We start from the raw sequence: 24,239 nt of genomic DNA, 5'->3' as shown, positions 1-24,239 counted from the left end.
GCTACAGGGTGCGCTGCCAGGCGGCGATGCGGTCCGCCGCGCGCGTCACCGTCTCGGGCGCGGCCGCGAACGACAGGCGCACCCACTCGTGCCCGGCGACCGCGTCGAAGTCGGCGCCGGGAGTGAGGGCCACATCGGCCTCCTCGAGCAGCCGCGCGCAGTAGGTGACCGCGTCGAGCCCGGTCGCCGCGATGTTGCCGTACAGGTAGAACGCGCCGTCCGCGGGCGCCACGGGGTCCCAGCCGAGCTCGGGCGCCCGCGCCAGCAGCGCCGCGCGCGAGGCCGCGTACCGCTCGACGTTCGCCGCGGCGGCCTCGTACCCCTCGGGGCTGAGCGCCGCGATCCCGGCGTGCTGGGCCAGCGCGGGCGGCGAGAGGGCCACGTTCCCGGCGAGCGCGCTGACGGGGGAGACGAGCTCGGTGGGGAGCACCAGCCAGCCGAGCCGCCACCCGGTCATGGCCCAGTACTTCGAGAACGAGTTGACGACGACGGCGCCCAGGTCGGCGTACACCGCGGCGCTCGCCTGATGGACATCGCCGCCGTAGGCGATGCCGTGGTAGATCTCGTCGCTGATCAGCCGCACGTCGTGCTCGCCGCACCAGCGCGCGACGGCGTCGAGCTCCCCGGGCGCGATCATCGTCCCGGTCGGGTTCGCGGGGCTCGCCACCAGCAGCCCGTCGAGCCCGCCGTCGTAGTAGGCCGCCATGAGCTGCGAGACGGTGGGCTGGTAGCGGGTGTCGGGCCCGCAGTCGAGCTCGACCACCTCGCAGCCCAGCGCCGTGAGGATGTTCTTGTAGGCCGGGTACCCCGGCCGGGCCACCGCCACGCGGTCGCCGACGTCGAAGGCCGCGAGGAACGCGAGCACGAACCCACCGCTCGACCCGGTCGTGACGGCGATGCGCGCGGGGTCGACCTCGACGTCGTACCAGCGCCGGTAGTGCCCGGCGATCGCGTCGCGCAGCGCCGGGACGCCCAGCGCCTCGGTGTAGCCGAGGTCGCCCGCGCGCAGCAGTTCGATCGCGCGCGCACGCACGACGTCGGACGCGCCCGTGGACGGCTCACCGGCGCACAGGTTGAGCACGTCGCGGCCCTGCGCGCGCCGCTGGTTGGCCGCGGCGAGGATCTCCATGACCGCGAAGGCCGGGACGTGGGAGCGGCGCGAGACCTTCATGCCCTCATCATGCCGGTCGTCCGCCTGCAAGGTCCTGGGGGCGCATGACACAGTCGGGTATGAGGTCCTCCCGCCGCACCGCCCGTGCCCGAGCCGTCGCCCCTGCGCTCACCCTGGCGCTCGCGCTGGCCGTCGTGGCGGGCGCGTGCGCCTCAGACCCCGACCCGCAGGCGGGGGTCACACGCGCGCCCGGCGTCGAGCCCCGCCAGGTCGCGCCCGCGGGCGCCGCGGCGCTCGACGACGTCGTCGAGGCCACGCGCCGCGTCGGCGTCGCGATGCTGGCCGCGGCGCCCGAGGAGGCCAACGCGGTCGCCTCGCCGTCGAGCCTCGCCGTCGCGCTGTCGATGCTGGCCGACGGCGCCCGCGGCGGCACGCTCGCGCAGTTGGAGGAGGTCCTGGGCGCGAGCGGCGAGCAGCGGCGCGACGCCGTGGCCGCGCTGCGCGGCGCACTGGCGGAGCACGACGGCGACCCCGCCGTCGTCCAGGACGAGGAGCTGCCCGAGCAGCCGGTCGTGCACCTGGCCACCCAGGTCGTGGTCGACGACCAGCTCACGCCGTCGCCGCAGTACCTGCGCACGCTGGCCGACGTGTACGGCGCCGGGGTGCGGCGCGTCGACCTCGGCGCGGACACGTCCGCGCTCGACGACTGGGTCCAGCACCACTCGGGCGGCCTCATCAAGAAGTCGGCGATCGAGCCCGATCCCGACCTGCGGCTCGTGCTGCAGGACGCGATCGTGCTCGCGGCGCGCTGGAGCAGCCCGTTCCCCCAGTACGCCACCGCGCCCCGCCCCTTCACCCTGGCTGACGGCTCACGCATCGAGGCCCAGACCATGGCCGCGACGCTCGACGTCGCGTACGCCGAGGTCGACGGGTGGCGGGCCGCGCGGCTGCCGTACGGCGACGGGGCGCTGCACGCCGACCTGCTGCTGCCGCCGGGGGACCCCACCGTGGCGACCCCCACTCTGCTCGCGGACCTCGACGCGGCGCTGAGCGCGGCCGCGCCGCAGCCGGTCGAGGTGTGGCTGCCCACGCTCGACCTCCAACCCGACCCGCTCGACCTGCGTGCGAGCGTCGCCGCGCTCGGCGCGCCCACGGTGCTCGACCCCACCGCCGCCGACCTCACGGGTCTCGGGACCGACGACGGCGGGCGGCGCCTCTACCTCGGCCAGGCCGTGCAGCAGGCGGTCTTCCAGGTCGACGAGGACGGCACGCGCGCGGCCGCCGTGACAGAGCTGGGGGTGGAGGCGGCCGGCGCGCCGGCCATCCCGACGGTCGAGCTGCACCTGGACCGGCCGTTCCTCATCGAGGTCGCGCACGCCGAGACCTCGTGGCCGCTGTTCCTCGCCGCGGTGCGCGACCCTAGGCACTGAGCCGCTGCGGCGCGCGCACCGGTCGCCCGGGCCTACCGTGGTGCCCGTGACCACCGCCGCCGACGTCGTCGCCGCCGTCCGCTCCGCCATCCCCGCCCCGGTGCGGCCCGTGACCGTCGACGGGTTCCTCGACGGCGACCCCGGCGCCGGGGTGTCCGGGGTCGCGGTGACGACCATGGCCACGCTCGACGTGCTGCGCCGCGCGGCCGACTGGGGCGGCGACGGCGCCACGCTCGTCATCACGCATGAGCCCCTGTACTTCGCGCACGCCGACGACGCCCGCAACACGCTGGCCGCGCAGGACGACCCGGTGTACAACGCCAAGCGCGCTTTCGTACACGAGCGGGGACTCGTGGTCTGGCACCTGCACGACCAGTGGCACGACCAGCGGCCCGACGGCGTCGACGCCGCCACGGCCGCCGCGCTCGGCTGGGCTCTCGACGCCGCCGAGGCGGCCGCGGGCGCCGCCGTGGCCACCCTCGCGCCCACCACCCTGGGCGCCCTGGCCCGGCACGTCGCCGCCGCTCTCGGAGCCACGGCCGCGCGCTTCGTGGGCGACCCGGCCACGGTGGTGCGGCGCGTGGGCCTCGACCTGGGCTTCCGCGGCGCCGCGCGCAACCGTGCGCTGCTGCGGCGCGCGGACGTCGACGTCGTCGTGCTGGGCGAGGCGCACGAGTGGGAGACGGGGGAGTACGCCGTCGACGCCGTCGCCGCCGGGGTCGCGGCGGGCGCGATCGTCGTCGGCCACGTGCCCAGCGAGCAGGAGGGCATGCGCGCCGTCGCCGCCTGGTTGCCCAAGGTGCTCGCCGACGCAGGACGCCCCGTGCCGGTGACGTTCGTCGAGACGCCCGACCTGTTCCGCGCGGTCTGAGGCCGCGACGACGAGGCGACCGGGCGACGAGGCGACTGGGCGACTGGGCGACTGGGCGACGAGGCTTCGGCGACCGCCGAAGCGCGCGCCGCCGCGGTCCGTTCTACGTTCGTCACGTGAGCGGTATCGCCCCTGGCCCCGAGCGTGAGGAGCGCTGGGAGCCCGACGTCCTGCCCGGGTTCGAGCGCCTCACGCTGCCGCTCGCGCCCGACGACGAGGGCGACGTCGTCGCGACCCTGGTGCGCCGGGTCGGGCCCGGCGCCGACGCGGGCGTCGACCTGCTGTACGTCCACGGGTGGATCGACTACTTCTTCCAGACCCACCTCGCGGACTTCTGGGAGGGCCTGGGGGTGCGGTTCCACGCCCTGGACCTGCGCAAATACGGGCGCAGCCTGCGCGATCACCAGACTCCGGGCTACACCGACGACCTCGCCGTCTACGACGAGGACATCGAGGCCGCGCTGCGCGCACTGGGTCACGCGGCGCCCGACGCGCCGTCGTCGGCGCACCCGCGCAAGCTCCTGCTCATGGGCCACTCGACGGGCGGCCTCACGCTCGCCCTGTGGGCCGACCGGCACCCGGGCCGCGCGGACGCCCTGGTGCTCAACAGCCCCTGGCTGGAGTTCCAGACCCGCTACCTGGGCCGCCGGGTGCTCGAGGGGCCGGTGCGCGCGCACGCCGCGGTCGCGCCCCGCGGCCACCTCGTCAACGTCGACCAGGGCTTCTACGTGCGCTCGATCTCGCGCCGATACGACGGCGAGTGGGACTACGACACCGCATGGCGCCCCGACTCCGGCTGGCGGGCCACCCCGGCATGGCTGGCCGCGGTGTTCGACGGGCACGAACGCGTCGCGCACGGCCTGGGAGTGGACGTGCCGATCCTCGTGCTGCTCTCGGCGCGCTCGACGGCGCCGGTCCGTTGGCACGACGACATGCTCCGCACCGACTCGGTGCTCGACGTGCCCGGCGTGGCGCGCCGCGTCCCGCACCTCGGCTCGGTCGTCACGCTGGTGCGGATCGACGGCGCCCTGCACGACGTGACGCTGTCGGCCGCCCCGGTGCGCGAGGTGGTGTGGCGCGAGACGGCGCGCTGGTTCCACGGGTACGTCGCCCCTGCCGCCCCGACGCCGACCACGCCGCGGCCGCCGTGGTGGCGGCGGCTGTTCGCGGCGCCGGGCGCGGTCAGCCGATCGGCCGCGCCAACTCCTCCTCCGGGCCGATCGTCCCCGCGATCACCTGCCCCGACGGCGCAAAGCCGGCTTTGAGGTAGGCGGCGCGCGCTCGCGCGTTGTCGGCGTGCACGTACAGGCGGGCGCGCTCGGCGCCCTGCTGCCCCGCCCAGTCGACGACGGCGGCGATCGCGCGCTGGATCAGGCCACGCCCCCGATGGTCGGGGTGTAGCCACACGCCGACGACGTGCGCCTGACGCCGTGCGACCGCCCGCCCCTCGAAGTCGACCGAGCCCGCGGGCTCAAGCAGTCCGGTGACGGACCCGACCCATCGCCCGTCCTGGTCGACCACGACGTACTGCGCCACCTCGTCGCCCTGCGCCGCGCGCGCGGCGCGCTCGCGCCAGAACTCCGCGGGCCGGGCGACCGCCGCCTCGTAGCTGTCGAGGAACGCCAGGTGCGCGAGCGGGTCGCACAACGAGGCCAGGCGAATCTGGCGGACCGCCTCCCACTCCTGGGCGCGCACACGCCGCACACGGTAGGGCCCGCCGTCGTCGCTCACGGCCGCCCTCAGTCGGCCAGGCGCGAGCGCACGTACGCCACGACCCCGGGCGTCGCGGCCTCCAGCTCGCGCAGGCAGACCTCGAAGTCGGCCGCGCCGCCGTACCACGGGTCGTCGATGTCGAGCAGCTCCTCGCCCTGGCCGTCACGCAACTCGGGCGCCTCGGGGTCGAACGCGCGGAACATGCGGATCTCGGGGCGCGCGCCGTCCGCCCCGTCCTCGGGCGGCGCCAGCCGGCGCAACGCCCGCGCGTGGTGCGCCGTCATGGCCAGCAGCAGGTCGCGCTCCGCGAGCTCCTCGGACGTGACCCGGTGCGCGCGGTGCGCGTCGGGCGTCGGGTAGCCGTGCGCGGCGAGCACGTTCCGGGCGCGCCGGTCGACGGGGTTGCCCTCCTCCTCGGCGCTGACACCTGAGGAGTCCACGACGACCTGCCCGTCGAGCCCCTCCGCGGCGAACGCCTCGCGCAGTAGAACCTCAGCCATGGGGGACCGGCAGATGTTGCCGGTGCACACGGTCATCACCCGGAACGGCGCAGTCATGTGCCGCATCCTCTCGCACCCGGCGCGGCCGGGGCGATCCGGCGACGCCGATGGACCCGCGGGCGCCCCATCGCCGGTCCCCACGCTCTACGGTGAGGACATGGTCAGACGCAGGGACGGCGTCGTCGCGGTCACCGGCGCCAGCGGGCGGCTCGGCGCCCGGCTCGCGCTGCGCCTGGCCGCCGAGGGCGCCGGGCAGCGCCTCATCCTCCGCGACCCGGACCGCGCCCCCGCGCTGCCGTCAGGCAAGGGGCTCCCGGAGGCCGAGGTCGCCGTCGTGCCCGAGTACGGCGACGGCGAGGCCATGCGCCGCGCGCTCGACGGCGTGCGCACGTTGTTCCTGGTCAGCGCACGCGAGGGCGCGGGCCGTGTGGCCCAACACCGCAGCGCGATCGAGGCGGCCGCCGCGGCCGGCGTCGAGCGCGTGGTCTACACCTCGTTCGTCGGCGCGGCGCCCGACGCCGTGTTCACCTTCGCGCGCGACCACGGGCACACCGAGGACCTGCTGCGAGCCTCGGGCCTGCGCTGGACGCTCCTGCGCGACAACCTGTACCACCACGCGCTGACGATGTTCGTCGGCGCCGACGGCGTCATCCGCGGGCCCGCGGGGACCGGACGCGTCGCGTCGGTCTCGCACGACGACGTCGCCGACTGCGCGACCGCCGTCCTGCTCGACGAGCGCGCGAACGCACACGACCAGGTCGCCTACGAGCTGACCGGACCCGATGCGATCACGCTGGGTGAGGCCGCCGCGACACTCGCCGAGCTCACGGGCCGGCCGATCCGCTACGAGCCCGAGACGGTCGAGGAGGCCTACGCCTCACGCGCGGGCTACGACGTCGGGCCGCAGGTCGTCGAGGGGTGGGTGACGTCGTACACCGCCATCGCGGCGGGCGCGCTCGAGCATGTGTCCGGTGACGTGGCGCGGCTGGTGGGACGCCCGGCGCGGTCGTTCGCGGACTGGCTCGACGACTACCCCGACCAGTGGCGCCACCTTGTGCCGTCGGCGTAATTGCCTGGACCCCTCCGTGTGCCCGGCGTAGCGTCTGCGGCACATCAAGAAGGGAGGTGATCCGAGCAGATGAAGTCTCTTCGGACCGATGAGGTGGTCGCGCGCTAGCGCGTCCTGATCTTCCCGTCGCCGGGCGCCCATCAGGGCCGTCCGACGGCGACCGGGACACGGTGGCGAGTCTTTCGCGACCACCGGAGCCCGCGGGGCCGTGCCCTCGTCCAGCACGGCAGGAGCATCGCTCCACCCCGCGGGCTCTACCGCGCCTGCGGCTATCTGTGGTGTGACGCGCTCGCCAGGAACCACGCCGGGACGCTCGGGCACCGGGGCCCGGACACGGACCACGGCGCCAGCAGGAGCCGCCACACCGAGGCGAACGGCGCCCGCGCCACATGCCACGGCGCGCCCCATCCGGCGGACGTCGGCCACGCAGCCCGCGCGACGCACACGGGGGCGTGAGCGCCGACGGCGTCGCGCGGGGCCTGCGCGTCGGCGTCCGCGGGCGCGTCGGGAGTCGCCGCCGGGGTCGGCGTCGGGGTCGGGGTCGGCGCCGGCGGGCTGACCACGGTGCGACGCGGCTTCGGCGCCGGCCTGCGCGGGGCCGGGGCGCTGATGTCCAGCCTCAGCACGAGCGTGCGCGCGTTGCCCGCGGTGTCGACCACCGAGACCGTGTTGAGCCCCACGACGGCGCCGTACGACCCGGGGCGGATCTCCCTCAGACCCGACGACGTCGTCTGCGGCTGCGCCCAGACCGTGCCGTTGACGACGATCCGCCCGACCTTGCCCGGGTCGAAGGCCTGGAGGTTGGCGCTGGCGTATCCGCCGTGCCCGCTCGGCTCACCCGTGACGGCCACGGTCGGCGCGGCGGTGTCCGACGCCGTCGCGGGGGCCTCGGGGGCCGCGGGGGTCTCGGGAACCGCGGGAGTCTCGGGGGTCTCGGGGGTCTCGGGGGTCTCAGGGGCCGCGGGAGTCTCGGTGACAACCGGGACGAACAGCGGTGTGACGGTGACCGGCGCGTCCGGCATCGTGAGCGTCGCCGGGTTGGTCGCCGGAAGCGTCACGCCAGCGGCCTCGGCGCTCCACCCGTCGAACTGGTAGCCGGGGTTCGGCGTCGCGGTCACCGTGACCTCGCGGCCAGGCGTCGCCGTGGCCCAGTCGGCGGTGGCCGTGCCGTGCTCACCGCCCGCGGCGGTGACGGCGTGCCCGCCGGAGACGAACCGCACGGTCAGCGGGGGGCCGGACTTGCCCCAGGTCTCGACAGGAGTGACGGCCAGCTCGTACGCGGTCCCCGCGGCGAGCTTGTCGAACTTCCAGCTCCGCGTCGCGGGCATCGGCGTGATGTAGAAGCCTGACCAGTGGGTGCCCGCGCGCGTCGTCTGCCCCGTCGCCAGGTTGGTCAGGGAGTACTCGTACTTCCAGATGACGTCGTCGGGCTCGGTCGGGACGACCTGGGCCTGCGGGTAGGTGACCCGCACCGAGCTCTTGGTCACCTCGCTGAGCGAGGCCCACGCTCCATCGGCCCACACCGGCGGCGACGCCATCGCTGTACGTTCGGCCTTGGTGTACCTGTACGTCGACCGGTCGGCCACGTCAAACGTCCACGTCTGCGCCATCCACCGCTTCGACAGCAGGTCGTAGTTCTTGACGGTCACCTCGCTGCCGCGCACCGAGATGAGTGACGCGCCCGCGTTGTTTCCGGCGTCCTGAGGCTTGGAGCCCGTCACGGAGCCCTTCTCGAACTCGAAGTACGCCAGCGGCTGCAGGTTGACGGCGGTGAAGCCCAAGTCCTGCGATATCGAGCGCGCGATGGAGTTCGGGGTGTGGATATGCCCGCTGAAGGCCACGGCCTGTGGGTACTTCGACAGCACCGACGACGCCGTCCCGTTCCCGCACCACTCGCCGAGGTCCGCCACGTACACGGTGCCGCAGACCGGGTGGTGCTCCAGCACGAACACCGGCCGGTCCGGGTGCGCGGCCGTCGCGGCGGCGAGCTGCTGGTCGAGCCACTCCCAGGCGTACTCGTAGGTCCCGTTCGCCGCGATCGTTGGGGCGCCGGTCGCCGGGTCCAGCCGCCCCTGACCGGGGGCGACCGAGATGAACGTGTACCCGTTGACCTCGGTCACCTCGTTCGGCCGGAGGCCGGTCGCGTCACGGTAGCGGGCGTAGTCCCCGAGGTCGTCCACGTCGTGGTTGCCCATCGACGTGATGACCCGCATGCCTGCGGCGTGCCGGCCCAGCGTCGCCTTGAGGCCCCTCCACTCCTCGTCCTTGCTGTGGTCCGTCAGGTCGCCGGACACGACGACGGCCTCGGCGCCGTTTGTCTTGGCGAACAACAGCGCCTGCTGGAACTCACCCCACAGCGTGTGGGTGTCCGACAGCGCGGCGAAGGTGAGCGACAGCTCCGCGGTGGCGGGGCCGGCCGTTGCCGGCTCCGCGGTTGTGGGCGCTGCGGTTGCGGGCGCTGTCGGCGACGGGCTCGGCGCCGGCGCCTCGCCGTCGGACTCGACGGCGGCGGCGGGCGCCCCGGGAGCGGCGAGCGCCGGGAGACCGAGCGGCAACGTCAGCGCGGCGCCGACGACGGCGGCCACCGCCGCGCGGACAGCGCGCGCGGCGGGGGCCCCTCGGGTGGGACGGGGACGGACAGGGTTCACCGGGCACTCCTCAGGCTGGGTGGAATCGGCTCACCCCAGCGATGTCCGGTGACGCTCCGGTGAACAACGATCCCTTGATCGGTGAACACTGGGAACCGCGCCCGGCGGTTCGCTCACCCGCGGCTCACCTGTCGGTCACGGGCATCCAGATGCGCATGGTCGACGGGCCGCGCTCGGCCCAGGAGTGGTACGGCACGAGCGGAACGAGCCGCTCGTCGCCCGCTTGGGGTTCGCGCGGGGCGCGGGAGTACGGCCAGTCGGCGTCGTCCGTCTGGGCCGTGGCCACGCGCACCCGGACCACGCCGTCGTCGTCGCTCGGCGCGACGTCCGTGCGCACGCGCGCGGTGGCGACGTCAGCCCCCAGGTCGGTCGACTCCAGTGCGTGGACGACCGGTCCGCGCTCGACGGCGACCTGACCGCGCACGGCGTCGACGCGCGGATCCGCCCAGGTGAAGCGCGGCGCGACCGGCAGGTCGAGCACGACGACGTCGCCCACGGCCTGGGGACCGGGCGCCTCGATGTAGCCGGGCTCGACCGCGCGGGTGCGGCCCTCGGCCGTCACGGTGGCGCCCACGGCCCAGGACGGCACGCGCATCGTCAGCGTCCACGGCCCCGGGGCGGGGCGCGTCACCGACACCTCGACCCGTCCGTCGTGCGGGTAGCGCGTGGCCACCCGCAGTTCGACGTCGCCTGCCGTCACGCCGGCGCGAATCGTCGCGGGCGCGTACTGATGCAGTTGGACCCCGGCGTCGTCGTGCGTGGCGAGGTAGGCGCCCAGCGACGCGAAGGTGCGCGTGAGGTTCGTGGGGCAGCACGAGACGGCGAAGAACGGCGGGCGCGCGGCGGACTGGGCGCGCGCGCTCGGCTCGGTCTGCGACGGCAACTGCCCCTCGACCCGCTGCTGCAGGACGTTGGTGTAGTAGAACCCCCTGCCGTCCGCCGCAGGCGAGGTCGCGACGATGTTGTAGAGCGTGCGCTCGACAGCGTCGGCGTGGCGCGCATCGGCGGTCTGCATCACGAGGCGGTGGTTGAGCATCACCGAGGCGATGCCCGCGCACGTCTCGGAGTAGGACCGGTCGGGCGGCAGCTCGAAGTCGGCGCCGAACGACTCGCCCTCGTGGTGGGCGCCCATGCCCCCGGTCAGGTAGGTGCGCCGTGCCAGCGTGCGCAGGGTCTGCCTGCGCACGGCCTCCAGCAGGTCGTCGTCGCCCGTCTCGATCGCGACGTCGACGGCGCCGGCGGCGAGGTACAGGGCGCGCACCGCGTGCCCGTCGAGCACCGTCGCCTCGCGCACCGGGATGTGGTCCTGGAAGTACTGCGGGCCGAAGTCGATCTCGCCGAGGACGCCGTGCCCGCGCCGCTCGACGAACGCCCGCGCCTGGTCAAGGTAGCGGCGTTCGCCCGTGACCCGGTACAGCTCGGCCAGCGCCACCTCGATCTCCGGGTGCCCGCACACGCGCTGATCGCCGTCGGGGCCGAACGTGGCGCACACATGGTCGGCCGCGCGCACCGCGACTCGGACGAGCTCGTCGTCGAGGCCGACGGTGCGCGCGCGGGCGACGGCTGCCTGGATCAGGTGTCCGTAGCAGTACAGCTCGTGCCCCCACTCCAGGTCGGCGTACCGAGACCGCTGGCCCGGGCGGCCGAACATGGTGTTGAGGTAGCCGTCGGACTCCTGCGCGGCGCTGACCCGGCGCACGATCTCCCCCAGCCTCGCCTCGAGCGCCGGGTCACCCGTGCGGCCGATCTCCCACGCCATGCCCTCCAACAGCTTGTAGATCTCCGAGTCGGAGAACTCGCGCCCGCGGCGGCCCTCAGGCAGACGCCCCGCGGCGGCGGCGTCGAAGTTCCCGGTCCACCCCAGCCGCTCCAGCCACGAGTCGACGTGCGGGATCATGGCGGCGGCGTTGAGCGCCTGCCGCTCGGCCCAGAACCCTTCCTCGATGGTGACGTCGGCGAGGCCGAGGGGCCGCCATCGGGCGCGGGTGGGGGCCACGGGCAGACCGCCGTCGGGCGCGGACTGCGCACGCACGCCAGGACGTGCGGGACTCATCGTCATGGTCGACTCACTTCTCGTAGGGGGAGTGTGCGGGCCGTGCCGAGCGGCGGCCCGCTGCGGGGGACGCCTACTTCACCGCGCCGACGGTCAGGCCGTCGCGCAGCAGCCGGTAGGTGAGCAGGAACACGGCCAGGATCGGCAGGGACGTCAGGACGGCGAGCGCCATCAGCCCCGGCCAGTCGATGCCGAACGCGGAGACCTGCATGGCCAACAGCACCGACAGGGGCCGGTTGGCGGGGGTGAGCAGGAACCGCACCGAGTACAGGAACTCGCCCCACGCGAGCAGGAACGTGATCGACGAGACCGTCAGGATGCCGTTGCGGGCGATCGGCAGCGCGATCGACGCGAACTGGCGGAACATCCCGGCGCCGTCGATCGCGCCGGCCTCTTCGAGCGCGATCGGCACCGACCGGAAGAACGGCCGCAGCAGCAGCGTGGCGAACGGCGCCAGCAGGGCGGCGTTGGCCAGGACGACGCCGACGATCGTGTCGAGCAGCCCCCACATCCCGAGGATCTGGAAGAGCGGGATGATCTGCGCCGTCTGCGGCAGCGTCTGGAGGACGACGAGCAGACCGAGTCCGATCGTCGCGACGTGTCCCCTCACGCGGGCCAGACCGTAGGCCGCGGGGACGGCGACGAGCAGAACCAGCACGGTCGTGCCGGTCGCGATGATGACCGACTGCCGCAGCGCGATGAACAGGCTGGCGTCGAGGTTGTTGACGTACGCCTGGAGCGTCGGGCGGAAGAACAGGTTCGACTGCGCGTTGAAGACGTCCGCGGAGGAGGTGAACGACGTCTGCACGATCCGCAGGATCGGCAGTCCGTACATCAGGGTGAACAGGACCTTCAAAGCGATGTTGACGGGACCGGCCTTGGTGTTCACGCCTCCTCCTTCCGGATCGACCGGGCATAGATCACTGCCAGGACGAGCACGACGATGACGGCCAGGACGGACGTCGCGGCGCCGTAGCCGAAGTTGAAGCGGGCGAAGGCCTGGAGGAACCCGAGGAACGGCAGCGTGTTGGTCGCCGTGCCAGGCCCGCCATAGGTCATGACGAAGATGAAGTCGAAGCTGCGGAACGCGTAGACCATCGTCAGAACCAGCAGGACCAGGCTTGTGGGGCGGACCGACGGCATCATGATGTGCCGCACCTCGCCCCAGCGGTTGACCCCGTCGAGCGCGGCGGCCTCAAAGATCTCCGGGTCGACGGCCAACAGCGCGGCGCGGAAGACGAGCGCGTTGAACGGGATGACGGCGAACGCCCCGACGAACGCGACCGACAGCAGCGCCCAGTTCGTGTCGTAGAGGAAGGGAATGGGTGTGCTGCGTCCCAGCGCCATGACGATGGCGTTGACGAGGCCGTTGTCCGACAGCAGGAACTTCCACACCGATCCGTTGACGACCGGCGGCAGCGCCCAGACGAACACCATGAGCGCCAACAGCGCGCTCGACCACCATCCCGACGTGCGCAGCGCGACGGCTGCGGCGAACCCGCCGACCATGCCGAACACCGTGACGATGGCGACGACGACCAGGGTGCGCGTGATGGCCGGGCCGGTCTCGCCGAGCTGGAAGCCCTGGACGAAGTTGTCCAGGCCCACCCACTCCCACGGTCCACTGTTGATGGTCGCGCTGGTCACACGGTGGAAGGCCATCCAGACGAGCTGGATGAGCGGATACACGCCGAGCAGCCCGAGCAGAGCGATCCCGGGGACCAGGAAGACCGTTCGGCGAAGCGAGTTTCTCTGCGCCCGCACATCGCCGCGGTCGCGGCCCGGGCGCCGGCCGACACGGATGATCCCGTGTCGGCCGGACGTCATGGTTGCCATGGGGCGCCTTCCCTTCCCTGGCGTCAGCCGAGGAGACCCTCGAGGGCGGTCATGGCGGTGTGGGCGGCGTCGGCAGGCGAGTGCTGCCGGCCGATGACCGCGCTCCACGCCTGGCCCATGCGCAGCTGGACGTCGGCGACGGCCTCAGCCGGGATCGCCGCGCTCGGGTACTGCGCGCCGAACATGGTGATGGTCTCGGCGAACGGCTTGAGCAGCTCGTTGGAGGTCACCGAGTCGTGTTGGCCGGCGTCGGCGCGGGCGGGCAGCGACCCGACGAGGTCGGCGGCGGCGAGGTTCCCCTCGAACGAGAGGTACGACGAGGTGAGGTAGGCCCACGCGAGCTCCGGGTTGGCCGAGTTCGCGCCGATGCCGGCGCCCTCGCCACCGAGGTAGACCTGGCCGGAGTCACCGAGCGGGAGCGGGACGACGCCGTAGGTGAAGTCCGCGTCGGCCTCGGCGGTGCCCTGCTGCCAGTTGCCGTTGGCGGCGAACGCGAAGCCGCCCGCGGCGAACTGCTGGAAGGGAACCGTCTGGTCCCAGTTGACGGCCTCCTGCGGCAGCCAGCCCTGCTCGACCCAGTTCGACACGCGCGTCAGGCCCGCCTCAAGCGCCTGTGCGCTCGGGTTCTCATAGGTGAAGCCTTCGGCCGAGAGCCACGGGAAGCCCTGCCACTCGCCCTGAGAGTTGGGCAGACCGGACAGCGTGATGCCTCCGTGCCCTGCGGCGACGGCCGCTGCCATCGCGCTTTCGAGCTCGTCGATCGTGGTCGGCGGCTGAACGCCGATCTCGTCCAGAATGTCCTGGTTGTACCAGAGCCCCAGGAGGTTGACGTAGCCCTGGACGGCGTACATCGTCCCGTCGACCGTGTGGATCACCGAGTCGGGGAACTGGTCGGCGTCGGCGAACGTGCCCCACAAGTCGTCGAGCGGGGCGAGGGCGCCCGCCAGCGCGATGGTCGAGGTCTCCGCCCCGTTGAAGATGACGACGTCGGGGCCCTGCCCCGCGCCCGCGGCCGAGATGAGCTGGGAGTTCATCTGGTCGTAGGGGACGAAGACGTTGTCGACCGTCATCCCCGGATTGGCGGCCTCGGCGAGTTCGGCGTATTTGTCCATCAGCGCGACTTGCTGCGGGTCCGAGAAGTAGTGCCACACGGTCACGGTGCCCTCGGCGCCGCCGCCGTCGGTGGCCGCGTCGGTCGCGGCTCCGTCGTCCGCCGCATCGCCACCCGGGGTGCAGGCGGCGAGGGCGAGCGCTCCCGCGGTCGCGAGCGCGGCGACGCGGGCCGCGCGCTTGGTCATGCTCATCTTCATTGACGCTCCTCGGTGTAGCCCGGGTCGTTCCGGGTCTGCTCCACGGGCGCCCGCCGTCCGGGAGGACGACGGCGAGAGCGCCTGACCCCAACTACGCAGTCCGAAACTCTCCGAAAGCCCTTTCGGGAGATTAGCACCGCACTCGAGCGCGCGCCATCGCCCTGTCGTCTCGTGCATACTGGCTCCACCGAAACGACTTTCGGCCGTGAGTCCACCCCGGACCGGACGCCGGAACGGAGGACCATGGCCAGCAGTGACGGCGCCCCCGCGCCCGCCAAGGCACGCCTGCGCGACGTCGCCCAGGAGGCCGGCGTCTCCCTGTCGACCGCATCGAAGGCGCTCAACGACAAGGCGGAGGTCAGCCCCACCACGCGCGCCCGCGTCCGCGAGGCCGCCGAACGGCTCGGGTTCGTCCCCAACGCCCTGGTGCACTCGATCCTCGCGGGCCGCTCGGGCACCGTGGGCCTCATCACGAACGACCTGGAGGGCCGCTTCTCGCTGCCGATTCTCCGCGGCGCCGAGGACGCCTTCGGCGCCGGGCAGATGTCCGTATTCCTGTGCAACGGCCGAGAGGACGCGATCCGGGAGCAGTACCACCTGCGGGCCCTCTTGAGCAGGCGCGTGGACGGCATCATCGTCGTCGGCTCACGCACCAACCCACGCCCGTCGATCGCGCGCAGAGTCTCCGTCCCTGTCGTCTACGCCTACGCGCCCTCGCACGACGACGCCGACGTGTCCGTCGTCGTCGACAACGTCCGCGCCGGCGAGATCGCCGCCGAGCACCTGGTGGCGACCGGACGCACCCGCATCGCCCACATCACCGGCGACGCCACCTACACCGCAGCGACCGACCGCGCCGCGGGCGCGCGCGCCGCACTGGCCGACGCGGGCCTCGACTTCGTCGGGCCCGTGCGTTACGGGTCGTGGAGCGAGGCGTGGGGGCGCGGCGCGACGGCGGCCGTCCTCGACGCACCGCAGCCTGTCGACGCGATCCTGTGCGGCTCCGACCAGATCGCCCGCGGAGCGCTCGACGTGCTGCACGAGCGCGCCGTGCGCGTGCCCCACGACATCGCCGTCGCGTCGTTCGACAACTGGGAGCCGATGATCGCAGGCACGCGCCCCAGCCTGACCAGCGTCGACATGCAGTTCGACGCCATCGGACGTCGCGCGGCCCACCTGCTGTTCGCCGCGCTCGACGGCAAGGCCACCCCGGGCGTCGAACGGGTCACCCCCCGCCTCGTCGTGCGCGGGTCGACCGTTCCACAGGCCTGATCCGCGCGGGAAGAGTCGGCGGCCGCCGTCGGTTGCCACAGGCGATGAACGCCACGACCGCCCCCGCCCTGTCCGTGCTCGACCTCGTGCCGGTGCGCACGGGCCAGTCCTCCGCACAGGCGATGACCGCCTCGCTCGCACTGATCAGCCTCGCCGACCGCCTCGGGTTCCGGCGGTACTGGTTCGCCGAGCACCACAACATGCCAGCCGTCGCCGCCTCGGCGCCCCCGGTCATGGTCGCCGCCGCGGCCGCCCGCACGTCGCGCATCCGCGTCGGCTCGGGCGGCGTCATGCTGCCGAACCACGCGCCGCTCGTCGTGGCCGAGCAGTTCGCCGCGCTTGAGGCGCTCGCCCCCGGGCGCATCGACCTGGGGATCGGCCGGGCGCCCGGCAGCGACCCCGTGATCTCCGCGCTGCTGCGCTCCTCGGGGCCCACCGCCGACGTCGAGCGCTTCCCCGCGCACGTCCAGGACATCCTGGCGCTCATGCGGCGCGAGGGGGCCACCGTCCGGCTCGCCACCGGCGAGACGTACGACGTGCGCGCCACTCCCGCCGCCGACGCCGCCCCCACCGTCTGGCTCCTGGGGTCGAGCGACTACTCCGCGCGGCTCGCCGCCGAGCTGGGGCTCCCCTACGTGTTCGCCCACCACTTCGCGGGCGCCGGGGTGCAGGAGGCGCTGCGGCTCTACCGTGAGGGCTACCAGCCCAGCGAGGCGTTCCCCGAGCCGCGCACCTTCCTCACGCTCAACGCCGTCGTCGCCGACACGCAGGATGAGGCGGACGCGCGGGCCCTGCCGCAACTGCGATCCATGGCGCGACTGCGCTCCGGACGGCCGATGGGCCCGCTCGAGACCGTCGAACAGGCGCAGGCAGCGCCGTCGGACACCCTGTCGGCGCAGCTCATCGACGACATGCGCGCGCGATGGCTCATCGCGACGCCCGACGTCGCGGCGGCCGAGCTCGCCGCGTTCGCGGCGCGCTACGGGGCCGACGAGGTCATGCTCGTGCCGGTGGCAGGATCCCGGGACGGTGAGCCACTGGACGCCACGCCTGGCCGGGAGCGGACGCTGGAGTTGCTGGCCGGCTGACCGACGCCCGAGCGTCAACGACTCGCCGTGTCCTGCGCGCTCGGGTGGCCCGCAGGAACAGTGAGGGGAAAGCGCGCGTCGAGACGCGATCCCAGCACCGTCTGCTTGAGACCGCGGAGCAGGGGCCGGCCCACACCGAAGAACAGCGCAGGCGCGAGCATCACAGGCCAGCGGAAGACGTGTGTCACCAAGAGGATCAGCGCGATCATGGTGATCAAGACGCCGAGGGCCTGGAAAACCTGGTCATACCCATGCTCGACCCTCGAGCGCTGAGCCTGCTGAGCGTTAGCGCGCGCGGCGACGGTGCGCGCCTCCAGGGCGTGGACGGAGGCGGCGAAGTCGTCGTCCGCGACGTCGGCGAAGAGTTCGGACACAGGGACGTCGAGGGCGCCGGCGATGAGGGAGAGAGTCTCCAGCGAGGCATCGGCGCCGGACTCCAGGCGCTGGATCGTGCGGACCGCGACGGTGGACGCCTCGGCGAGCCGCTCCTGGGTCCAGCCACGTGACTTGCGCAGTTCGGGGATGCGGGTTGTGTTCACAGCGTCACCCTAGGCAGCGGGACTCGTCAGGGGAGCAGACAGGAGCCCGCCAGTGGACCGCCATCTCCCCGCCAGCTACCCGCCATGCCGATTGACCTGCTCGATGGCGGTCTGTCCGTGCTCCGCGTCACGGACGCTGACGCACTCGAGCCGCACGCGAGCGAACTCCTCGACTGCGGCGACATTGTGGCCGATGAGACTGCGCCGCTCCAGCATGGAGAAGGCCGGATCGTGGAGGGTGACTGAGACCCCGGTATCGCTTGCGCTGCACGGATAGGTGGCCCGGACAAGTACCGTGGGCGGGTGACGCGTCTGGGGATCAAGACTCCGCGGTGATCGCCACAAACTTCCTACGGACGTGCCGCGTAGCCGACTCCGAACTCGTAGATCTTGTTGTGCGACTGTTCCGCAGTGTCGGACAGGCCTCCGAACGCGGGCCGCAAGTCGGCAGGGTTCTGGCTCGGGTCCGCGCGAAGATAGGTGTACGACATCCGCAGCCAACGGACGTTCTGAGACGCACCCTCCTCGATGTTGCCTGCCTTGCCTGCGGGAGGGGCGGTAATGCCCGAAATCAGCTCAGGAGCGATCGGGCCGCCCAGCCCGGACGGCGTATAGACAAGCACAGCGCGCCGCCCCCGACGTCCGAGCCAGGTCTTCCAGGTGCGTGCCGCCGGGCTCCCCGCGCTCGGGACGCCGATGCCTCCGGGACTGGCGACGCCGTCGACGACCCACAGGTTCGTCCAATTGGCGTCGCAGTAGTCGTTCTTGCCGCCCCACAGCGCCCGCGGGAAGCCTCGCGGAAAGGTGGCCCGGTTGGCGAGGTTGTTCGCCAGGCTCATGACGGGAACCACGCCCGCGCTGTGGCACAGCAGGGTCGTCAGCGTCTTCGTCGGAACACCGATCGCCGGGCTTGCGGGCCGTGTTCCGCTGAGGTACGCCGTGCTGCCCTTGAAGCGCACGCTGAGGCCACCGACAGCGTTCGGGAGCGTCAACTTGTGCGCGACGAGGAAGCGCAGCACCTCAGCAACCAGGCGACCGAGCCCTTCGGGATGGTCGAACGGCGACCGGAGCGGACCCACACCGGCGATGAGCGGCGGCGACGGCGTGATGACGATCGGCCCGTGCGGACCGTCAAAGATGTCGGGTCGCGCGGCATACAACTGGTAGACGACCTTGTACTGCCCGAGACTGCGGTTCGCCGGGAGCTCCACGTACGCCTGCCGACAGTCGCGGAGCGCCACCGTGCTGGTCGCCTTGTCCACTGCTGCCCCGGGTGCGGCCACACAACCGTAGGGGTACGCCCCGGTGTAGGGCAGGCGGTCCGACGGGTAGTAGGGCAGACGCGTGTTGGGCGTGATCTGCACTACGACGGGTGGTGCGTCGCCCGTGTACGTGTGCGGCGCCCACACACCGACCACGTGGCGCAGCGCGCCGAGCTGGCCGGTCATGTCGCCATACTCCAGGACGAGCCAGTTGCCCCGGTCGGAGAGCTTGACCCGCTGCTCGTTCCATCTGAAGCGGTCCCAACCGGGTGAGTTCGGGTCGCCGATCGCCTTCGCGGACAGCACGCGCACTCGCTCCTCGACGTCGAGGTTGATCGTGCGGTAACCCTGCTGCGTCACCAGGACCGCTCCGGGCTGGAACGGCTGCACCGCGGAGGCGGTGGCGGGGACCCGCAGGTCGTCACTGAGCATGACGACCGGCGCGAAGCGTATGCGCCCCAGCGGGACGGTGACGTTCACGAGGCTGTCCTGGGTGTCGATCGTGCAAGACGGGTTGCTGGCCTCCCATCTGCCCTGGTCGGCGAAGTATGTGAGCGTTAGGCGTTCTTCTCCGTGGTCGGCCGCGGTCGCGTCGATCGTGACCTGGATGAATCCGGCGGGCAGTGGGATTGTGGATGGCAAGGACAGCCCGGGATGGTTATGGCTCCACTCGGCGCCACGCCGGACCAGGACGTCCGCGGTCGCTGCGATTGGCACGCCGACGGCATTCGCAACGGTCAGCACGAGCTGTGTCGGCTCAGCCACGGACGACTTCCCCCGGAGTCCGCCGCAGCGGCCGTTCGACGTCCGCCTCTCGGGCCGTCGGGCGCCGCGGCCGCATCACAGCTGCTGGCCCGTCTTCGGGTCGTACGCCACCTCGACTGGGACGATCTGATCCGTGGGCAGCACCTCGATCCACTGGTCGAAGACCTCGTACGGCGTGGACGGTTTGGCGACGAAACCGCCGGTGAGCGGGTCGAAGCCGTTCTCATAGACCTTGTCGGTGGGGAGATAGTCCAGACCGGCCCCCTTGACCAGCCCCGCATCCTGCTTGCCCTGGATCGTGATGATGAGGTACCGGATGGCGTCCAGGATGGTGAAGTCCGCGGCGGCGAGCGCGGCATATCGGGGGCCGAGGTCCGGCGACGGCCAGCCGGCGTACGCGCGCAGCGCGGTCAGCATGCCGTCCACCTCGCTGGGCGCGCCTTCCTGGTAAATCGCATCCAGGCCATCCGCCCCCTCGATGCTGTCGCTGCTCAGCCAGCCCAGCGCCTTCCACTCGTGTCCCTCCTGGAGCGGGATCACGGCCTTGACCCAGGGGGCGTTGAGGAAGGCGTTGCGGAAGTTGTCACCGTCGAGCTGGACGAGCCAGCCAAGCGAGCTGCCCAGGCGGGCTGGCTGCGAGTCCTCGGTGATGAAGTAGTTGTCGCTCCGGACGGCGCGCGCACCACCCCAGCCGACGACGTTTGCTCCACTGATGTTCGCGGCATTGCCCGGGGTGTAGGCCCCCTGGTCGTCAGCACTGGTCACGCCCAGCCCGGCCAGCGCCTGCTGCGAGGTGACCGAGTTTCGCGGCATCCACCAGTCGGGAGCCACGAAGTACAGCATGCTGTCCATGTCGAACATCGACTCGACGACTTCCGAGAAGACATGCCGGACGTGCGGGTCGACCGTCGTGACGCCGGCGACCTCAAGAAGCTGACCGACGAGCTTGCGGTACACCGCGACCCTCTCCTCCTCGCGCAACTCGGAGAACGGACGGGGCTGGATCCCGCTCGCGAGCTTCACGCGCTCGCGGATCGAGTCGAACAAGCTCTTCTGGTAGGCCAGTTTCGTCTCTTCGGTGTATGTGGTCATGGCGGTGTTGTAGGCGTCGGCCACCGCCTTCAGAGACGCCTTCGACGGCCGGAAGACCGGCGTCACCTGAATCGTGATGTCGTACTTCGCGTCGTCACGAAGCCCGCCCGGCCCGCACTGCACGCCCACGAACGCCTGGACGACCGTCGTCTCGTCGGTACCGTCGGTCGAGCTCCCCACCTGAGCGATGAGATCCTTTCCCGCCGTGGTCTCGGGACCGGTACCTATAGTCACAGTCGTGTCCGCGGCGTTGGCCGGCCAGGCGCGATAGGCCCAGCTCGGCCCCTGCTGGAGCGTGACCTCGAGGTGGTCGGTCACGGTGCCGGCCGGGGCGACGATGCTGACGGGCGGGCCGATGGGGATGAAGTTGTCTTGGCGGTTGTCGCCGTGGTCCCAGCCGCCCTTGACGACGATCGCGTCACCGCGCGACAGCGGTGGCTGAGCCGGCGGCGCCTCCGGGACCTTGAGGTCCTGCAGATCCGGCGGCGGCGCAGCATGCACGAAGATCGGCAGCCCCAGGTCATCCCCGGGGTTGTCGACGTAGGCCTGCCAGCACAGCCGCGTGCCGTAGTCCTGCAACTGGACGCCGACCTGTCGCATCTTGCGGCGCAGTTCGTAGTTGACGAGGGTGTCGGTGGTGTTCTGCAGCACGTAGCGCTTACTGCTCATGTCCGTCGTGTCGGTGATGGTCCGCAGCGTCGACTTGTAGCTCTGCCGGATCTCACTCGAGAGCTTCGACGTCTGCTGGCGGGTGGTCTTATGCGTCTGCTCGCGCGCCTGCTTCTGCTGCTGGTCGAGGTTGAAGCTGCCCGACACGTTGACCGAGCCGTTGATGAACCCGGTGTTGTAGTTGTTGTTGCTCGACGCCGTGACCCCGAGCTTGGTGTCTGACGAGTTCTCCTGCTTGACCGCGTCGGAGAGCTCGTCGGAGTTCGTCGTGTCCGTCTCGACCTTCTGCGTCGTCTCGGACTGCTGCTCGATCGTTCGGTCGAGGATCTGACGCCGGGTGCTGACCTCGATCAATTCGACGCTGCCACCGGGGCTGAGCCAGACGTGCTGCACCGGCGTGCCGAGGAAGGTCGCAAGCTCGAAGAAGTACTGCCGAAATAGGTGGACGACGCCGATCGGTGACAACGCTGCGGTCGCCAGATCAGACTCGGCCGGGTCGAGCTGCCCAAACACCGACGGGAGATCAAGGGCCTGGCGGACGTTCGGGGAGAACAGTTGCGCGAGCTCGTGGGGAGTCTTTTGGTCGCTGAAATCGGCCAAGACGCCAGCGGCGACCGACTCCCGAGTGAGGATGGCGGTGAGACTCTGCCTCTGGAAGGCGGATGCCGCTCGCGCGTGCTGGTCGACCGTCGCCGTGTAGACGCCGATGAACTCCTGACGGATGCCTTCCTGGATCTCTCGGAGCGCCCCGGTGACGTACTCCCGGCTGGTGTACTTGCGCCACGCGTCGTCGCCGCCTCCTCCGGCAGCGACGGCGGCCACGACGTTCTGGGTCAGCAGCCCGTCCATGCCTGGGATCATGGTCGCCGAGACGCTCGGTCGCGCCGACGCTACCCCGAGTTCATAGCGCGGGGCGTCGACGACGGTGCTCTCGATGCTGAACTCGGGCCGGTACCGCTGCGCGACCGCCCACAGGAACGAGCGCCGTGTCGATACCAGCCCCCTCGTCAGGCGCTCCTTCTGGACCTTCGACTTCCAGCCCAAGAGCGGCTGATGTATGCCGTACAGTTGGCTGTCATATGGCAGGATTCCGGCAAAAGCGGACAGGTCGAGCCCCATATCGGATCGCCTCCACAATTGGTGCCTGGTCGTGCGGCTACGTCTGACCGGCGTAATGCCGCTCACGTGGACAAGACGCGCGTGAGGGCGCACCGACACACGGCGAGTATGGCCTTGGCACGGGAGCAGTGCATCCTCAAGCGATGCGCGTCCGGACGAGGGCGGCGCTGACCTTGCCGAAACCACAGCCAAAGGCATGTTGTCGGCGCAGGTTCAGGGTTGAACCCGGATCGGATTCACCACGGCGCAGTTGACCCCCACGTGGTCGCTGGCGGCGATCAGGGCCCGCAGCGCGACGCCGTGCCTACGTCGAACGACGCACGGCCATGGGGCCCACACGCGAGATCCGTCGCTGCCACACGCCCTACCTCGCCAGGCAGATCTGCGGCTACTCAACCCCGCCGGGCCCGGCTAGACGAACATAGATTCCTCATCGGCCCGCCGAACGTTTCCGCTCGTAATAGACCCGCGACGCGGGGTGACAGCGGGCGGCGACCTGCGCGGCCATGAAGCATGCGCGCAGCAGCCTGCGGTCGTATCGCTGAAGGCGGTGGAGGTTGCCGGTGATGCGTCCGGAGTCTCGCGGGACGGACGCCAGCCCCGCGAGGCCGGCGAGCTTTTCGGCGCTGTCACACCCGGCCAGCGTGCCGGTCGCGGCGATGAAGTCGGCCGCGAGCAGCGGGCCGAATCCGGGCACCGACAACAAGCTCTCGGCGTGACGATGGCGGTGCAGGCGCTCGAACAGCTCGACCTCGACCTGCGCCACCTGTTCCATCAGGTCAGAGGTCCGGGACCGTGGAAGCCGTGCGAACCAGGAGGCTGACGAAGAACACGAGGAAAGGCACTATCACCACCCAGTCAGCAAAGCTTGGCGAGTTTCACTACAGGCTTCGCTTTCGCCTTCCAAGTGCCCGCCAGCGTCATAGGTCTGAGCACACTCACCTGCTGCGTTCCCCGCCGAAGACCACGACAGGCTTCGAGGGCCGGATCGAGTCTGCCTCAGGGTGCTGCCCGGGGAGACACCGCGCATCTCGTCACCTCGCGCGCCTGCGCCCCGCGCGACGACATCGGCACCGGTCCATAGTCCGGTCACCCTGCGATCGAGGCGCTGAGGAACCCCGACGCCCTCGGAGTCGATCACCACGCTGCGGGAGTCGTCGGATAGGTTGAACGCAGCAGCACAAGACGGGGAACTGCGCTGACTGTCAGGATCAGGGCCGCCGTCGTCCCGCCGAGCCCCGACGCTGCCCAGCCGAGCGCGAAAGCGAGGACGGCGTCGCCGAGGCGGGAGACGGTGACTGCGGAGAGCCAGGCGATGTACGGGCGAGGCAGGCGCCCGCACCGGCGTGTCGACAACGGTCATGGCCCACACGCTCGTGCCTCGACCCGGTCGAGGGTCAAACGCGCAGCGGCAGGACTCCGGCGCTCTGGCAGTCGCCGCTGGAGCGCGGCACATCGGACCGTGGATCCGACAGGCTCAGCCACCGGCCCGGTCCGGAGGCTGAAGCGCTGAAGCTGACCTCGGTTTCGACAGGCTCAACCAGCAGGAGCGCAGCGCCGACAGCCCTCCGGGAACGCCGAAACAGGATCGCGTCCCACAGGCAAACGTCCTACACGTGCGCGAGGTGGTGGAGCTGAATCCTCGCAACGGTGCAGGCCAGGGGTTCGAGGGTGGCGAGCTGGCTTTCCAGCATTGTGGCGGGCATGAAGTGGTCGGCGCGGCTGGCAATGCGGCGTGCGATGACGTCGGGCGTGCCGGTCAGGTGGATGAACGTGACCGGCCCGCCTCACGGAGCACGTCCCGGTGGGTGCGGCGCAAAGCGCTGCACGTCACCACGACCGCCTGCCCGTCTGCGTGAGCTTGGATCAGCCAGTCTCGGATGGGCAGCCAC

At 71.7% G+C, this 24,239-nt stretch carries 19 protein-coding genes; 7 read left to right on the top strand and 12 right to left on the bottom strand.

The window, feature by feature from the left end; translation table 11 throughout:
• Window position 1: 1 nt before the first annotated feature.
• Window positions 2-1,171 carry an aminotransferase class I/II-fold pyridoxal phosphate-dependent enzyme gene (locus EV386_RS15160; protein ID WP_130416163.1) on the bottom strand — a complete coding sequence of 390 codons (1,170 nt, stop codon included), beginning with the start codon at window positions 1,169-1,171 and terminating at the stop codon, window positions 2-4.
• A gap of 59 nt (window positions 1,172-1,230) precedes the next feature.
• Here EV386_RS15160 and EV386_RS15155 point away from each other — a divergent pair, with 59 nt between their 5' ends.
• The 3 genes from EV386_RS15155 (at window position 1,231) to EV386_RS15145 (ending at window position 4,677) form a co-directional block, all read left to right on the top strand.
• Complete coding sequence (locus tag EV386_RS15155) at window positions 1,231-2,541, top strand: serpin family protein (protein ID WP_242607990.1); 1,311 nt, start codon at window positions 1,231-1,233, stop codon at window positions 2,539-2,541.
• A gap of 46 nt (window positions 2,542-2,587) precedes the next feature.
• Window positions 2,588-3,412, top strand: a complete 825-nt coding sequence (locus tag EV386_RS15150; RefSeq protein ID WP_130416161.1) for a Nif3-like dinuclear metal center hexameric protein — start codon at window positions 2,588-2,590, stop codon at window positions 3,410-3,412.
• A 116-nt stretch (window positions 3,413-3,528) separates the two neighbouring features.
• The gene (locus EV386_RS15145) at window positions 3,529-4,677 is read left to right on the top strand and encodes an alpha/beta hydrolase (protein ID WP_130416160.1); all 1,149 of its coding nucleotides are present in this window, start codon (window positions 3,529-3,531) and stop codon (window positions 4,675-4,677) included.
• Here the strand turns inward: EV386_RS15145 and EV386_RS15140 are convergent.
• A complete protein-coding gene (locus EV386_RS15140; RefSeq protein ID WP_130416159.1) occupies window positions 4,595-5,143 on the bottom strand; it encodes a GNAT family N-acetyltransferase in 549 nt (182 codons plus the stop codon). The genes EV386_RS15145 and EV386_RS15140 overlap by 83 nt on opposite strands.
• 8 nt (window positions 5,144-5,151) lie before the next feature.
• Window positions 5,152-5,682: a low molecular weight protein-tyrosine-phosphatase gene (locus tag EV386_RS15135; RefSeq protein WP_130416158.1), complete on the bottom strand. Its 531-nt coding sequence runs from the start codon at window positions 5,680-5,682 to the stop codon at window positions 5,152-5,154.
• 100 nt (window positions 5,683-5,782) lie between these two features.
• On the opposite strand from EV386_RS15135, the gene EV386_RS15130 reads away from it, so the two are divergent.
• A complete protein-coding gene (locus tag EV386_RS15130; protein ID WP_130416157.1) occupies window positions 5,783-6,694 on the top strand; it encodes an SDR family oxidoreductase in 912 nt (303 codons plus the stop codon).
• 269 nt (window positions 6,695-6,963) lie between these two features.
• Here the strand turns inward: EV386_RS15130 and EV386_RS15125 are convergent, their stop codons facing one another.
• The 5 genes from EV386_RS15125 to EV386_RS15105 all read right to left on the bottom strand — a co-directional run bounded on the left by EV386_RS15125 (window position 6,964) and on the right by EV386_RS15105 (window position 14,541).
• Window positions 6,964-9,342, bottom strand: coding sequence for an InlB B-repeat-containing protein (locus EV386_RS15125; RefSeq protein ID WP_130416156.1), 2,379 nt, complete (start codon window positions 9,340-9,342; stop codon window positions 6,964-6,966).
• A 124-nt stretch (window positions 9,343-9,466) separates the two neighbouring features.
• Complete coding sequence (locus EV386_RS15120; protein ID WP_242607989.1) at window positions 9,467-11,401, bottom strand: glycoside hydrolase family 127 protein; 1,935 nt, start codon at window positions 11,399-11,401, stop codon at window positions 9,467-9,469.
• 67 nt (window positions 11,402-11,468) lie between these two features.
• Window positions 11,469-12,284: a carbohydrate ABC transporter permease gene (locus EV386_RS15115; protein WP_130416155.1), complete on the bottom strand. Its 816-nt coding sequence runs from the start codon at window positions 12,282-12,284 to the stop codon at window positions 11,469-11,471.
• Window positions 12,281-13,231, bottom strand: a complete 951-nt coding sequence (locus EV386_RS15110) for a carbohydrate ABC transporter permease (RefSeq protein ID WP_130416154.1) — start codon at window positions 13,229-13,231, stop codon at window positions 12,281-12,283. The genes EV386_RS15115 and EV386_RS15110 overlap by 4 nt, the downstream gene beginning before the upstream one ends.
• Window positions 13,232-13,254: 23 nt before the next feature.
• Window positions 13,255-14,541: a sugar ABC transporter substrate-binding protein gene (locus tag EV386_RS15105; RefSeq protein WP_165399961.1), complete on the bottom strand. Its 1,287-nt coding sequence runs from the start codon at window positions 14,539-14,541 to the stop codon at window positions 13,255-13,257.
• A gap of 243 nt (window positions 14,542-14,784) precedes the next feature.
• On the opposite strand from EV386_RS15105, the gene EV386_RS15100 reads away from it, so the two are divergent.
• Window positions 14,785-15,813, top strand: a complete 1,029-nt coding sequence (locus EV386_RS15100) for a LacI family DNA-binding transcriptional regulator (RefSeq protein WP_130416152.1) — start codon at window positions 14,785-14,787, stop codon at window positions 15,811-15,813.
• Window positions 15,814-15,857: 44 nt separating this feature from the next.
• A complete protein-coding gene (locus tag EV386_RS15095; protein WP_130416151.1) occupies window positions 15,858-16,901 on the top strand; it encodes an LLM class flavin-dependent oxidoreductase in 1,044 nt (347 codons plus the stop codon).
• A gap of 14 nt (window positions 16,902-16,915) precedes the next feature.
• Here EV386_RS15095 and EV386_RS15090 read toward each other — a convergent pair whose 3' ends face one another.
• A complete protein-coding gene (locus EV386_RS15090; protein ID WP_130416150.1) occupies window positions 16,916-17,440 on the bottom strand; it encodes a helix-turn-helix domain-containing protein in 525 nt (174 codons plus the stop codon).
• Between the two features lie 84 nt (window positions 17,441-17,524).
• Between EV386_RS15090 and EV386_RS18385 the strand changes: the two genes are divergently transcribed.
• Complete coding sequence (locus EV386_RS18385; RefSeq protein ID WP_165399960.1) at window positions 17,525-17,686, top strand: hypothetical protein; 162 nt, start codon at window positions 17,525-17,527, stop codon at window positions 17,684-17,686.
• 104 nt (window positions 17,687-17,790) lie between these two features.
• On the opposite strand, the gene EV386_RS15085 is transcribed toward EV386_RS18385, so the two are convergent.
• The 3 genes from EV386_RS15085 to EV386_RS15070 all read right to left on the bottom strand — a co-directional run bounded on the left by EV386_RS15085 (window position 17,791) and on the right by EV386_RS15070 (window position 23,122).
• The gene (locus EV386_RS15085) at window positions 17,791-19,467 is read right to left on the bottom strand and encodes a hypothetical protein (RefSeq protein ID WP_130416149.1); all 1,677 of its coding nucleotides are present in this window, start codon (window positions 19,465-19,467) and stop codon (window positions 17,791-17,793) included.
• A 75-nt stretch (window positions 19,468-19,542) separates the two neighbouring features.
• Window positions 19,543-22,347: a hypothetical protein gene (locus tag EV386_RS15080; RefSeq protein ID WP_130416148.1), complete on the bottom strand. Its 2,805-nt coding sequence runs from the start codon at window positions 22,345-22,347 to the stop codon at window positions 19,543-19,545.
• Between the two features lie 430 nt (window positions 22,348-22,777).
• Window positions 22,778-23,122, bottom strand: a complete 345-nt coding sequence (locus EV386_RS15070; protein ID WP_130416147.1) for a transposase — start codon at window positions 23,120-23,122, stop codon at window positions 22,778-22,780.
• Window positions 23,123-24,239: the final 1,117 nt, after the last annotated feature.

Origin of the sequence: Xylanimonas ulmi (assembly GCF_004216535.1) — a bacterium.
GTDB lineage: Bacteria > Actinomycetota > Actinomycetes > Actinomycetales > Cellulomonadaceae > Xylanimonas > Xylanimonas ulmi.
This window is presented reverse-complemented; position numbering and strand designations above follow the sequence as displayed.

Excerpts from the sequence above, each read along its gene's own strand:
- EV386_RS15160 (WP_130416163.1), bottom strand. The coding sequence starts at position 1,171 with ATGAAGGTCTCGCGCCGCTCCCACGTCCCGGCCTTCGCGGTCATGGAG.
- EV386_RS15155 (WP_242607990.1), top strand. The coding sequence starts at position 1,231 with ATGAGGTCCTCCCGCCGCACCGCCCGTGCCCGAGCCGTCGCCCCTGCG.
- EV386_RS15135 (WP_130416158.1), bottom strand. The coding sequence starts at position 5,682 with ATGACTGCGCCGTTCCGGGTGATGACCGTGTGCACCGGCAACATCTGC.
- EV386_RS15130 (WP_130416157.1), top strand. The coding sequence starts at position 5,783 with ATGGTCAGACGCAGGGACGGCGTCGTCGCGGTCACCGGCGCCAGCGGG.
- EV386_RS15120 (WP_242607989.1), bottom strand. The coding sequence starts at position 11,401 with ATGACGATGAGTCCCGCACGTCCTGGCGTGCGTGCGCAGTCCGCGCCC.
- EV386_RS15110 (WP_130416154.1), bottom strand. The coding sequence starts at position 13,231 with ATGGCAACCATGACGTCCGGCCGACACGGGATCATCCGTGTCGGCCGG.
- EV386_RS15105 (WP_165399961.1), bottom strand. The coding sequence starts at position 14,541 with ATGAAGATGAGCATGACCAAGCGCGCGGCCCGCGTCGCCGCGCTCGCG.
- EV386_RS15100 (WP_130416152.1), top strand. The coding sequence starts at position 14,785 with ATGGCCAGCAGTGACGGCGCCCCCGCGCCCGCCAAGGCACGCCTGCGC.
- EV386_RS15095 (WP_130416151.1), top strand. The coding sequence starts at position 15,858 with ATGAACGCCACGACCGCCCCCGCCCTGTCCGTGCTCGACCTCGTGCCG.
- EV386_RS18385 (WP_165399960.1), top strand. The coding sequence starts at position 17,525 with ATGCCGATTGACCTGCTCGATGGCGGTCTGTCCGTGCTCCGCGTCACG.
- EV386_RS15080 (WP_130416148.1), bottom strand. The coding sequence starts at position 22,347 with ATGGGGCTCGACCTGTCCGCTTTTGCCGGAATCCTGCCATATGACAGC.
- EV386_RS15070 (WP_130416147.1), bottom strand. The coding sequence starts at position 23,122 with ATGGAACAGGTGGCGCAGGTCGAGGTCGAGCTGTTCGAGCGCCTGCAC.